Here is a 13,237-nt window from a genome sequence, read left to right on the forward strand (position 1 = left end):
TGCGCCTGCGCAGATGGTGCCGCCTTCTGGAAGTTTTCTGGTGCTGGCCGCAAGGCCGGCCAGTCAGACAGGCCACCGACGGGACCGCAAGTCCCCGGCATCCAGGATGGACGCCGTCCAGGACCGCGAGCGGCAGGAGCCGCAAGCGGAGTCAATTAGTGAGGAGTGTATGGCTCTCAATCTGTCCCAGAAGCAAGAAGTAGTCGCCGAACTGGCAGACGTCGCCGCCAAGGCGCACTCCCTGGTCGCTGCCGAATACGCAGGCACCACGGTCAGCCAAATGACCGCGATGCGCAAGAAGGCCCGCGAGACCGGCGTGTACTTGAAGGTTGTCAAGAACACGCTGGCCGCGCGCGCCATTGCCGGTACCGAATTCGAGGTTGTCCAGGACAAGCTCGTCGGTCCGCTGCTGTACGCGTTTTCGACCGAGGAGCCCGGCGCAGCCGGTCGCCTGATCAAGGAATTCGCCAAGGGCAACGACAAGCTGCTGCCGAAGGTCGTCTCCGTGGGTGGCCAGCTGTATCCGGCCAGCCATGTGGAAGTCCTGGCATCGCTGCCGACCCGCGATCAGGCGCTGGCCATGTTGGCCCGCGTGCTGGCCGAACCTGCGTCCATGTTCGCCCGCGCCGTCAAGGCCGTGGCCGACAAGCAGGATGGTGGCGACGCGCCGGCGGAAGCCGCTGCCGAAGCCCCGGCTGAAGCCTGAGTTCGACGTCTTTACGGTTCTACGAACCCTAATCCCAGATAATTTCCAAAGGTAAACACAATGTCCCTTTCCAACGAACAGATCGTCGACGCCATTGCCGGCAAGACCCTGATGGAAGTGATGGAGCTGGTCAAGGCCATCGAAGAGAAGTTCGGCGTCTCCGCCGCCGCCCCGGTCGTCGCCGCTGCCGGTCCGGCCGCTGCCGCCGCCCCGGTCGAAGAGCAGACCGAGTTCACCATCGTCCTGAAGGACGCCGGTGCGAAGAAGGTCGACGTCATCAAGGCTGTCCGCGCCATCACCGGCCTGGGCCTGAAGGAAGCCAAGGACCTCACCGAGGCCGGCGGCGTGCTGAAGGAAGGCGTGTCGAAGGAAGACGCCGACAAGTTCAAGAAGGAACTCGAAGCCGCTGGTGCGAGCGTCGAAGTCAAGTAAGCCGTATCCGTCGCCGGTCCACCCAGGCGACAACCCGAGGCCGGGGGCGAAAGCCCCTGGCCTTCGGTCGTTTCAAGACGTAGCGATGTAAACGCGAGTTTGTAGTTGGAAGTAGCGGCAGAAGGCGTGCTGGTGCCGGCAATACCAGCGACTTCCAACTGGAAATTCCCCCGTTCGAAAGAATGTCCCCCGTGCGGTCGCGGACGCGCGCCCCACGCTGCCAGAGGCACAGTCACATGACGACATATTCGTTCACCGAAAAGAAGCGCATCCGCAAGGATTTCGGCAAGCAGCGGTCGATCCTCGAGGTCCCGTTCCTGCTCGCCATCCAGGTCGACTCCTACCGGGAGTTCCTGCAGGAGCACACCGACCCCGCCAAGCGCGAGGACCGTGGCCTGCATGCCGCGCTGAAGTCGGTCTTCCCGATCGCCAGCTACAGCGGCAACGCCGCGCTGGAATACGTCGGCTACAAGCTCGGCGAGCCCGTGTTCGACGAGCGCGAGTGCCGCAACCGTGGCCTGAGCTACGGCGCCCCGCTGCGCGTGACCGTGCGCCTGGTGATCTACGACCGCGAGTCGTCGACCAAGGCCATCAAGTACGTGAAGGAGCAGGAGGTCTACCTGGGCGAGATTCCGCTCATGACCGACAACGGCACCTTCATCGTCAACGGCACCGAGCGCGTCATCGTCTCGCAGCTGCACCGTTCGCCGGGCGTGTTCTTCGACCACGACCGTGGCAAGACGCACAGCTCGGGCAAGCTGCTGTACAGCGCCCGCATCATTCCTTACCGCGGCTCCTGGCTGGACTTCGAGTTCGACCCGAAGGACGCGCTGTTCACGCGTATCGACCGTCGCCGCAAGCTGCCGGTCTCGATCCTGCTGCGCGCGCTGGGCTACTCCAACGAGGAGATGCTCAACGAGTTCTTCGACGTCAACACCTTCCACATCCTGCCGGAAGGCGTGCAGCTGGAACTGGTCGCCGAGCGCCTGCGCGGCGAGACGCTGAACTTCGACCTGGCCGATGGCGACAAGGTCATCGTGGAAGCCGGCAAGCGCATCACCGCGCGCCACGTCAAGCAACTGGAACAGTCCGGCATCGCCGCGCTGGCCGTGCCGGATGAGTACCTCGTCGGCCGCATCCTGTCGCACGACGTGATCGACGCGAATACCGGTGAGCTGCTGGCCGCCGCCAACGACGAGATCACCGACGACCAGCTGGCCAAGTTCCGCAAGGCCGGCGTGGACGCCGTGGGCACGCTGTGGGTCAACGATCTGGACCGCGGTCCGTACCTGTCCAACACGCTGCGCATCGATCCGACCAAGACCCAGCTGGAAGCGCTGGTCGAGATCTACCGCATGATGCGTCCCGGCGAGCCGCCGACCAAGGACGCCGCGCAGAACCTGTTCCACAACCTGTTCTTCACCTTCGAGCGCTACGACCTGTCGAACGTCGGCCGCATGAAGTTCAACCGTCGCGTGGGCCGCAAGGAAACCACCGGCGAAGCCGTGCTGTACGACAAGAAGTACTTCGGCGCGCGCAACGATGAAGAAGCCAAGCGCCTGGTCGCCACGCTGGGCGAGACCTCGGACATCCTGGACGTCATCAAGGTCCTGACCGAGATCCGCAACGGCCGCGGTACCGTCGACGACATCGACCACCTGGGCAACCGCCGCGTGCGTTCGGTCGGCGAGATGGCCGAGAACGTCTTCCGCGTGGGCCTGGTCCGCGTCGAGCGCGCGGTGAAGGAGCGCCTGTCGATGGCCGAGTCCGAGGGCCTGACCCCGCAGGAACTGATCAACGCCAAGCCGGTGGCCGCCGCGATCAAGGAGTTCTTCGGCTCCTCGCAGCTGTCCCAGTTCATGGACCAGAACAACCCGCTGTCGGAAGTCACGCACAAGCGTCGCGTCTCGGCCCTGGGCCCGGGTGGCCTGACCCGCGAGCGCGCCGGCTTCGAAGTCCGCGACGTGCACCCGACCCACTACGGCCGCGTCTGCACCATCGAGACCCCGGAAGGCCCGAACATCGGCCTGATCAACTCGCTGGCCGTGTACGCCCGCACCAACAGCTACGGCTTCCTCGAGACGCCGTACCGCAAGGTCGTGGACGGCACGATCACCGACGAGATCGAGTACCTGTCGGCGATCGAGGAGAACGAGTACGTCATCGCGCAGGCCAACGCGCTGCATGACGCCAAGAGCCGCCTGACCGAACAGTTCGTGCCGTGCCGCTACCAGGGCGAGTCGCTGCTGAAGCCGCCGGGCGAAGTGGACTACATGGACGTCTCGCCGATGCAGACCGTGTCGGTCGCCGCGGCGCTGGTGCCGTTCCTGGAGCACGACGACGCCAACCGCGCACTGATGGGCGCCAACATGCAGCGCCAGGCCGTGCCGACGCTGCGTGCGCAGAAGCCGCTGGTCGGTACCGGCATCGAGCGCGCCGTGGCGCGCGACTCGGGCGTGACCGTGAACGCCCGCCGTGGCGGCGTGGTCGAGCAGATCGACGCCGGCCGCATCGTGGTGAAGGTCAACGAGGTCGAAATCTCCGGCGAGACCGATGCCGGCGTCGACATCTATTCGCTGATCAAGTACACGCGCTCCAACCAGAACACCTGCATCAACCAGCGTCCGCTGGTGAACGTGGGCGACGTGGTCGCGCGCGGCGACGTGCTGGCCGACGGTCCCTCGACCGACATCGGCGAGCTGGCGCTGGGCCAGAACATGCTGATCGCGTTCATGCCGTGGAACGGCTACAACTTCGAAGACTCCATCCTGCTCTCCGAGCGCGTGGTGGAAGAGGATCGCTACACCACGATCCACATCGAAGAGCTGACCTGCGTCGCGCGCGACACCAAGCTGGGGCCGGAGGAAATCTCCGCCGACATCCCGAACGTCTCCGAGCAGGCGCTGAACCGCCTCGACGAGAGCGGCGTGGTGTACATCGGCGCCGAAGTGCGCGCCGGCGACATCATGGTCGGCAAGGTCACGCCGAAGGGCGAAAGCCAGCTCACCCCGGAAGAGAAGCTGCTGCGCGCGATCTTCGGCGAGAAGGCCTCGGACGTGAAGGACAGCTCGCTGCGCGTGCCGCCGGGCATGGACGGCACCGTCATCGACGTGCAGGTCTTCACCCGCGACGGCATCGAGAAGGACAAGCGTGCGCGCCAGATCGAGGAAAACGAGATCAAGCGCGTCAAGAAGGACTTCGACGACCAGTTCCGCATCCTCGAAGGCGCCATCTACGCCCGCCTGCGTTCGCAGCTGGTCGGCAAGGTCGCCAACGGCGGTCCGGGCGCGCTGAAGAAGGGCGACGCGATCACCGATGCCTACCTCGACGGCCTGAAGAAGTCCGAGTGGTTCACCCTGCGCATGAAGGACGATGACGCGTCCGACGCCATCGAGCGCGCCCAGATGCAGATCCAGGCGCACGAGAAGGAATTCGAGCGTCGCTTCGCCGACAAGCGCGGCAAGATCACCGCCGGCGACGACCTCGCCCCGGGCGTGCTGAAGATGGTCAAGGTCTACCTGGCCGTGAAGCGCCGCATCCAGCCGGGCGACAAGATGGCCGGCCGGCACGGCAACAAGGGTGTCGTGTCGACCATCGTGCCGGTCGAGGACATGCCGTACATGGCCACCGGCGAGACCGTGGACATCGTGCTGAACCCGCTGGGCGTGCCGTCGCGCATGAACATCGGCCAGGTGCTGGAAGTCCACCTGGGCTGGGCCGCCAAGGGTCTGGGTCGCAAGATCCAGGACATGCTGGAAGCCCAGGCCAAGGTCGCCGACCTGCGCAAGTTCCTGACCCAGATCTACAACCACGACCAGAAGCTGGGCGAGGACCGCGTGGACCTGGACCAGTTCAGCGATGCCGAACTGATCGCGCTGGCCAAGAACCTGACCGACGGCGTGCCGATGGCGACCCCGGTGTTCGACGGCGCGGCGGAAACCGAGATCAAGCACATGCTCGAGCTCGCGGACCTGCCGATCAGCGGTCAGACCCAGCTGTTCGACGGCCGCACCGGCGAGGCGTTCGATCGCCACACCACGGTCGGCTACATGCACATGCTGAAGCTGAACCACCTGGTCGACGACAAGATGCACGCGCGTTCGACCGGTCCGTACTCGCTCGTCACCCAGCAGCCGCTGGGCGGCAAGGCGCAGTTCGGCGGCCAGCGCTTCGGTGAAATGGAAGTCTGGGCGCTGGAAGCCTACGGCGCGGCGCACACCCTGCAGGAAATGCTGACGGTCAAGTCGGACGACGTGCAGGGCCGCAACCAGATGTACAAGAACATCGTCGACGGCGCCCACGAGATGGTCGCGGGCATGCCGGAATCCTTCAACGTGCTGGTGAAGGAAATCCGCTCGCTCGCCATCAACATGGAACTGGAAGACTGACCGATGTGGCGCGGCGGCACCGACCTGCCGCTGCGCCGATCGACCCCGGTCAACCCGCCATCGACAAAGATTCCTCCTGACGGAGAAACACCATGAAAGACCTGCTCAACCTCTTCAACCAGCAGCGCCAGACGCTGGACTTCGACGCGATCAAGATCGCGCTGGCTTCGCCGGACCTGATCCGCTCGTGGTCCTTCGGCGAAGTGAAGAAGCCGGAAACCATCAACTACCGCACGTTCAAGCCCGAACGCGACGGCCTGTTCTGCTCGGCCATCTTCGGGCCGATCAAGGACTACGAGTGCCTGTGCGGCAAGTACAAGCGCATGAAGCACCGCGGCGTCGTCTGCGAGAAGTGCGGCACGGAAGTGACGCTGGCCAAGGTGCGCCGCGAGCGCATGGGCCACATCGACCTGGCCAGCCCGGTCGCGCACATCTGGTTCCTCAAGTCGCTGCCGTCGCGCATCGGCCTGATGCTGGACATGACCCTGCGCGACATCGAGCGCGTGCTGTACTTCGAAGCGTATGTCGTCACCGAGCCGGGCCTGACCTCGCTCGAGCGCCGCCAGCTGCTGACCGAAGAGCAGTTCATGCAGGCGCGCCAGGAGCACGGCGACGACTTCGACGCCGCCATGGGCGCCGAGGCCGTCTACGACCTGCTGCGCACGATCGACCTGCAGGCCGAGATGGTCAACCTGCGCGAGGACATCGCCAGCACCGGTTCGGAAACCAAGCTCAAGCGCCTCACCAAGCGCATCAAGCTGATGGAAGCGTTCCTGGAGTCGGGCAACCGTCCGGAATGGATGGTCATGACCGTCCTGCCGGTGCTGCCGCCGGACCTGCGTCCGCTGGTGCCGCTGGACGGAGGCCGTTTCGCGACCTCCGACCTGAACGACCTGTACCGCCGCGTCATCAATCGCAACAACCGCCTGCGCCGCCTGCTGGAGCTCAACGCGCCGGACATCATCGTGCGCAACGAAAAGCGCATGCTGCAGGAGTCGGTGGATGCCCTGATGGACAACGGCCGCCGCGGCCGCGCCATCACCGGTACCAACAAGCGCCCGCTGAAGTCGCTGGCCGACATGATCAAGGGCAAGCAGGGCCGCTTCCGCCAGAACCTGCTGGGCAAGCGCGTCGACTACTCCGGCCGTTCGGTCATCGTGGTCGGTCCGACCCTGCGCCTGCACGAGTGCGGCCTGCCGAAGAAGATGGCGCTGGAGCTGTTCAAGCCGTTCGTGTTCGCCAAGCTGCAGCGTCGCGGCCTGGCCACCACCATCAAGGCCGCCAAGAAGCTGGTCGAGCGCGAAGAAGCCGACGTCTGGGACATCCTGGAAGAGGTCATCCGCGAGCACCCGGTGCTGCTGAACCGCGCGCCGACGCTGCACCGCCTGGGCATCCAGGCGTTCGAGCCGGTGCTGATCGAAGGCAAGGCGATCCAGCTGCACCCGCTGGTCTGCACCGCGTTCAACGCCGACTTCGACGGTGACCAGATGGCCGTGCACGTGCCGCTGTCGCTGGAAGCGCAGCTGGAAGCGCGCGCGCTGATGATGTCGTCCAACAACATCCTGTCGCCGGCCAACGGCGAGCCGATCATCGTGCCGTCGCAGGACGTCGTGCTGGGCCTGTACTACATGACCCGCGCGCTGGAGAACAAGAAGGGCGAGGGCATGGCGTTCGCCAACATCGCCGAGGTCAAGCGCGCCTACGACAACCGCGCCGTCGAGCTGCACGCGAAGGTCAAGGTCCGCATCAGCGGCACCGTGATCGACGAGGAAGGCGGCCGCAGCCAGCAGACCAGCATCGTGGACACCACGATCGGCCGTGCGCTGCTCGCCGAGATCCTGCCGGAAGGCCTGCCGTTCGCGCTGGTCAACACCGAGTTGAACAAGAAGGCCATCAGCCGCCTGATCAACTCCAGCTACCGCATGCTGGGCCTGAAGGACACGGTCGTGTTCGCCGACAAGCTGATGTACACCGGCTTCGCGTACGCCACGCGCGCCGGCGTCTCCATCGGCATCGACGACATGCTGATCCCGGCCGAGAAGAAGGGCATCCTGGGCGAAGCGGAACAGGAAGTGCTGGAAATCCAGGAGCAGTACCAGAGCGGTCTGGTCACCGCCGGCGAGCGTTACAACAAGGTGGTCGACATCTGGTCGCGCACCAACGAGCGCATCGCCAAGGCGATGATGGACACGATCGGTACCGACAAGGTGCAGAACGCCAAGGGCGAGACCATCAACGAGAAGTCGATGAACTCGCTGTACATCATGGCCGACTCCGGCGCCCGCGGTAGCCAGGCGCAGATCCGCCAGCTGGCCGGCATGCGCGGCCTGATGGCCCGTCCCGACGGTTCGATCATCGAGACGCCCATCAAGGCGAACTTCCGCGAAGGCCTGAACGTGCAGGAGTACTTCAACTCCACCCACGGTGCCCGCAAGGGTCTGGCCGATACCGCGCTGAAGACCGCGAACTCCGGTTACCTGACCCGTCGCCTCGTCGACGTGGCGCAGGACGTGGTGATCACCGAGGTCGACTGCGGCACGCAGGAAGGCCTGACCATGACCCCGATCGTGGAAGGCGGCGACGTGGTCGAGCCGCTGCGCGACCGCGTGCTGGGCCGCATCGTGGCCGAGGACGTGTTCCTGCCGGGCAACGACGAGGATCCGATCGTCACCCGCAACACGCTGCTGGACGAAGCGTGGGTGCAGAAGCTGGAAGATGCCGGCGTGCAGGCCCTGAAGGTGCGTTCCACCATCACCTGCGAATCCGACTTCGGCGTCTGCGCGCACTGCTACGGCCGCGACCTGGCCCGTGGCCACATCGTCAACATCGGCGAAGCGGTCGGCGTCATCGCCGCGCAGTCGATCGGCGAGCCCGGCACCCAGCTGACCATGCGTACGTTCCACATCGGTGGCGCGGCGTCGCGTGCGGCTGCGGTCGACAACATCACGGTCAAGACGACCGGCTCGATCAAGTTCAACAACCTCAAGTTCGTCGAACACGCCAATGGCAGCCTGGTCGCGGTCTCGCGCTCGGGCGAACTGTCGGTGCTCGACGGCCACGGTCGCGAGCGCGAACGCTACAAGCTGCCCTACGGCGCCACGATCACCGTCAAGGACGGCGCGCAGATCACCGCCGGCCAGGCCGTGGCGAACTGGGATCCGCACAATCACCCGATCGTGTCGGAAGTGGCCGGTTTCGTGCGCTTCGTGGACTTCGTCGACGGCGTCACCGTCATCGAGAAGACCGACGACCTGACCGGTCTGGCCTCGCGCGAGATCACCGATCCGAAGCGTCGCGGCTCGCAGGGCAAGGACCTGCGTCCGATCGTCCGCATCGTCGACAAGGACGGCAAGGACCTGAGCATCCCGGGGACCGACCTGCCGGCGCAGTACCTGCTGCCGCCGCGCTCGATCGTCAACCTGCAGGATGGCGCGCCGGTCGGCGTGGGCGACGTGGTCACCAAGGTGCCGCAGGAAGCGTCGAAGACCCGCGACATCACCGGTGGTCTGCCGCGCGTGGCCGACCTGTTCGAAGCCCGCAAGCCGAAGGATCCGGCCATTCTGGCCGAGCGTTCCGGCGTCATCAGCTTCGGCAAGGACACCAAGGGCAAGCAGCGCCTGATCATCAAGGACACGGATGGTTCGGAGCACGAGGAGCTGATTCCGAAGTTCCGCCAGATCATCGTGTTCGAAGGCGAGCACGTGGCCAAGGGCGAAACCATCGTGGACGGCGAGCCGAGCCCGCAGGACATCCTGCGTCTGCTGGGTGTCGAGCCGCTGGCGGCCTATCTGGTCAAGGAAATCCAGGACGTCTACCGCCTGCAGGGCGTGAAGATCAACGACAAGCACATCGAGGTGATCACCCGCCAGATGCTGCGCAAGGTCGAGATCACCGATGCCGGCAACAGCAAGTTCCTGGCCGGCGAACAGATCGAGAAGCAGCGCTTCATCGAAGAGAACGCCAAGCTGATCGCCCGCAACGAGATCCCGGCGAAGTACGACCCGGTGCTGCTGGGCATCACCAAGGCCTCGCTGGCGACGGAGTCGTTCATCTCGGCGGCCTCGTTCCAGGAGACCACCCGCGTGCTGACCGAGGCCGCCGTCCGCGGTACCCGCGACAGCCTGCGCGGCCTGAAGGAAAACGTCATCGTGGGTCGCCTGATTCCGGCCGGTACCGGCCTGGCGTACCACAACCAGCGCCGCCGCAACGCCTCCGGTCTGACCGAGGCCGAGGTGAACGCCCTGTCCGGTGGTACTGCCGAGGCTGCTCCGGCAGCCGCGGTCGCGGCCGCCGACGAAGCCGGCGAGGAGTCCAGCGCCAGCTGAACCGTACTACCTGACGGCCTCCGGGCCGTCCCAGACCACGAAAAGAGGCGCAGGACGCGCCTCGTTTTCGGCCCAGGAAGGGCGGGATCGCAGTCAGTTGGCAGGCACCTACCTCCGTCGCGTTGACGGTCGGGCGGGTTGCCGGCTATACTTTTCCGTCTAGGTGGGCCGTCTTGCGGCCTGCCTTCGTTTTCATGTCAAACAAGGCTCCGGCCTTCACACGAAGAATCCACTATGGCAACCGTCAATCAGCTGGTCCGCAAGCCGCGGCAGGCCCCCACGTACAAGAGCCAGTCGCCCGCGCTGGACAACTGCCCGCAGCGTCGCGGCGTGTGCACCCGCGTCTACACGACGACCCCGAAGAAGCCGAACTCGGCGCTTCGCAAGGTCGCCAAGGTGCGCCTGACCAACCAGGAAGAAATCATCAGCTACATCGGCGGTGAAGGCCACAACCTGCAGGAGCACTCCGTGGTGCTCGTGCGCGGCGGTCGTGTGAAGGACCTGCCAGGCGTGCGCTACCACACCGTGCGCGGTTCGCTCGACGCCTCGGGCGTCGCCAAGCGCCGCCAGGGCCGCTCCAAATACGGCGCCAAGCGTCCCAAGGCTTAAGGAAAAAGAATCATGTCGCGCAAAGGCTCTGCCCCCCAACGTGAAATCCTGCCGGACCCCAAGCACGGCAGCCAGACGATCGCCCGCTTCATCAACATGGTGATGCTGAGCGGCAAGAAGTCGGTCGCCGAGAAGATCGTCTACGGTGCCATGGACGTCATCGGCGAGAAGAACCCCAACGCTCTCGAGCTGGTCGAGAAGGCGCTGGACAACGTGTCCCCGGCCGTCGAAGTGAAGTCGCGCCGCGTCGGTGGCGCCACCTACCAGGTGCCGGTCGAAGTGCGTTCGTCGCGCCGCATGGCGCTGGCGATGCGCTGGCTGATCGAGTCCGCCCGCAAGCGTGGCGAGAACACGATGCCGCGCAAGCTGGCCGCCGAACTGCTGGACGCCTCCGAGAACCGTGGCGGCGCCATCAAGAAGCGTGAAGAGACCCACCGCATGGCGGAAGCGAACAAGGCGTTCGCCCACTACCGCTGGTAACGGCCTCCGGGCCCTTGCAAGCAAGGGCCTTCGGCACCATCTAGGTGCCCTTGGGACGCTTCCCGCGTCCCGCTCCGAAGGCCGCCGAAAGGCGGCATTCGGCCATCTAAGATCCGCCCTCCACGGAAGGCCCCGGCATCCCGCCCGCCCTCCATCAGAAAAGAGAGACTGTCGTGGCTCGCACCACTCCCATCGAGCGTTACCGCAATTTCGGCATCATGGCGCACATCGACGCCGGCAAGACCACCACGTCCGAGCGCATCCTGTTCTACACCGGCGTCAGCCACAAGATCGGTGAAGTGCACGACGGTGCCGCGACCATGGACTGGATGGAGCAGGAGCAGGAGCGCGGCATCACCATCACGTCCGCCGCCACCACGGCGTTCTGGACGGGCATGGACAAGTCCCTGCCGCAGCACCGCTTCAACATCATCGATACCCCCGGCCACGTCGACTTCACCATCGAAGTCGAGCGTTCGCTGCGCGTGCTCGACGGTGCGGTGTTCGTGCTGTGCGCCGTGGGCGGCGTGCAGCCGCAGTCCGAGACCGTGTGGCGCCAGGCCAACAAGTACGCCGTGCCGCGCCTCGCGTTCGTCAACAAGATGGACCGTACCGGCGCCGACTTCTTCAAGGTCGTCGATCAGCTGAAGACGCGCCTGGGTGCGTACCCGGTGCCGATGCAGGTGCCGGTCGGCGCCGAGGACGGCTTCGAGGGCGTCATCGACCTGCTGAAGATGAAGTACATCCACTGGGATGTGGCTTCGCAGGGCACGAAGTTCGAGTACCGCGACATTCCCGCCGAGCTGGCCGACAAGGCTGCGACGGACCGTGCGTTCATGGTCGAGGCTGCGGCCGAAGCCAGCGAAGAGCTGATGGACAAGTACCTCAACGAAGGCGACCTGTCCGAGGCCGAGATCATCGCCGGCCTGCGCGAGCGCACGCTGAAGGTGGAAGTGATCCCGGTCTACTGCGGCTCCGCGTTCAAGAACAAGGGCGTGCAGGCCATGCTCGACGGCGTGATCCAGTTGCTGCCGTCGCCGACCGACCGTCCGCCGGTGCAGGGCATCGACGAGAACGAGAAGGAAGACAGCCGCAAGGCGGGCGACAACGAGCCGTTCTCGGCGCTGGCGTTCAAGATCATGACGGATCCGTTCGTGGGTTCGCTGACGTTCTTCCGCGTCTACTCGGGCGTGCTGAACTCCGGCGACGCGGTGTACAACCCGGTCAAGTCGAAGAAGGAGCGCGTGGGCCGCATCCTGCAGATGCACTCCAACCAGCGCGACGAGATCAAGGAAGTGCGTGCCGGCGACATCGCGGCGGCCGTGGGCCTGAAGGACGTCACCACGGGTGACACGCTGTGCTCGCTCGACCACATCATCACCCTGGAGCGCATGGTGTTCCCGGAGCCCGTCATTTCGATGGCGGTGGAGCCGAAGACCAAGTCCGACCAGGAGAAAATGGGTCTGGCCCTGGGTCGCCTGGCGCAGGAAGATCCCTCGTTCCGCGTCAAGACGGACGAGGAATCCGGCCAGACGATCATTTCGGGCATGGGCGAGCTGCACCTGGAAATCCTGGTGGACCGCATGAAGCGCGAGTTCAACGTGGAGGCCAACGTCGGCAAGCCGCAGGTGGCCTACCGCGAGACGATCCGCAAGTCGGTCAAGCAGGACGGCAAGTTCGTGCGCCAGTCGGGCGGTCGCGGCCAGTACGGCCACATCGTCATCGAAATGTCGCCGGTCGAGCGCGGCGTGGGCTTCTCCTACGAGAGCGCCATCGTCGGCGGCGTCGTGCCGAAGGAATACGTGGCCGCTGCCGGCAAGGGCATCGAAGACGCCATGAAGAGCGGTCCGCTGGCCGGCTTCCCGGTGGTCGATATCGCCATCAAGGCCGTGGACGGTTCGTTCCATGACGTCGACTCCAACGAAATGGCGTTCAAGGTCGCCGGTTCGATGGCCTTCAAGGAAGCTTTCAGCAAGGCCCAGCCGGTCCTGCTGGAGCCGATGATGAAGGTCGAGATCGTCACCCCGGAAGACTATCTGGGCGACGTGATGGGCGACGTGAGCCGTCGTCGCGGCATCCTGCAGGGTCAGGACGACAGTCCGTCCGGCAAGGTGATCGCCGCGATGGTGCCGCTGGGCGAAATGTTCGGCTACGCCACCACGCTGCGTTCGATGTCGCAGGGTCGCGCCACGTTCTCGATGGAGTTCGACCACTACGCGGAAGCGCCGGCCAACATCGCCGACGCGGTCGTCAAGAAGAACTAAGAGTTGGGAGCCGGGCGCTGCGATCGTAGCGCC

7 protein-coding genes are annotated in these 13,237 nt (G+C 65.3%); all 7 read left to right on the forward strand.

Annotated features, from left to right (window positions below):
* Window positions 1-169: 169 nt before the first annotated feature.
* The 7 genes from rplJ (at window position 170) to fusA (ending at window position 13,204) form a co-directional block, all read left to right on the forward strand.
* Window positions 170-706, forward strand: coding sequence for a 50S ribosomal protein L10 (gene rplJ, locus AC1Q5B_RS08290; RefSeq protein WP_492632067.1), 537 nt, complete (start codon window positions 170-172; stop codon window positions 704-706).
* Window positions 707-766: 60 nt separating this feature from the next.
* The gene (gene rplL, locus AC1Q5B_RS08295) at window positions 767-1,138 is read left to right on the forward strand and encodes a 50S ribosomal protein L7/L12 (protein ID WP_492631239.1); all 372 of its coding nucleotides are present in this window, start codon (window positions 767-769) and stop codon (window positions 1,136-1,138) included.
* A 236-nt stretch (window positions 1,139-1,374) separates the two neighbouring features.
* Window positions 1,375-5,526 carry a DNA-directed RNA polymerase subunit beta gene (gene rpoB / locus AC1Q5B_RS08300; RefSeq protein WP_492631240.1) on the forward strand — a complete coding sequence of 1,384 codons (4,152 nt, stop codon included), beginning with the start codon at window positions 1,375-1,377 and terminating at the stop codon, window positions 5,524-5,526.
* 92 nt (window positions 5,527-5,618) lie between these two features.
* A complete protein-coding gene (rpoC, locus tag AC1Q5B_RS08305; RefSeq protein WP_492631241.1) occupies window positions 5,619-9,851 on the forward strand; it encodes a DNA-directed RNA polymerase subunit beta' in 4,233 nt (1,410 codons plus the stop codon).
* 234 nt (window positions 9,852-10,085) lie between these two features.
* Window positions 10,086-10,460: a 30S ribosomal protein S12 gene (gene rpsL / locus AC1Q5B_RS08310; RefSeq protein ID WP_055945224.1), complete on the forward strand. Its 375-nt coding sequence runs from the start codon at window positions 10,086-10,088 to the stop codon at window positions 10,458-10,460.
* Between the two features lie 12 nt (window positions 10,461-10,472).
* The gene (rpsG, locus tag AC1Q5B_RS08315) at window positions 10,473-10,940 is read left to right on the forward strand and encodes a 30S ribosomal protein S7 (RefSeq protein WP_055945227.1); all 468 of its coding nucleotides are present in this window, start codon (window positions 10,473-10,475) and stop codon (window positions 10,938-10,940) included.
* A gap of 173 nt (window positions 10,941-11,113) precedes the next feature.
* Window positions 11,114-13,204 (forward strand): elongation factor G, encoded by a 2,091-nt coding sequence (gene fusA, locus AC1Q5B_RS08320; protein ID WP_192310115.1) that lies wholly within the window; start codon window positions 11,114-11,116, stop codon window positions 13,202-13,204.
* Window positions 13,205-13,237 lie beyond the last annotated feature (33 nt).

It is taken from the genome of Pseudoxanthomonas sp. GW835-FHT14C01, from assembly GCF_058793715.1.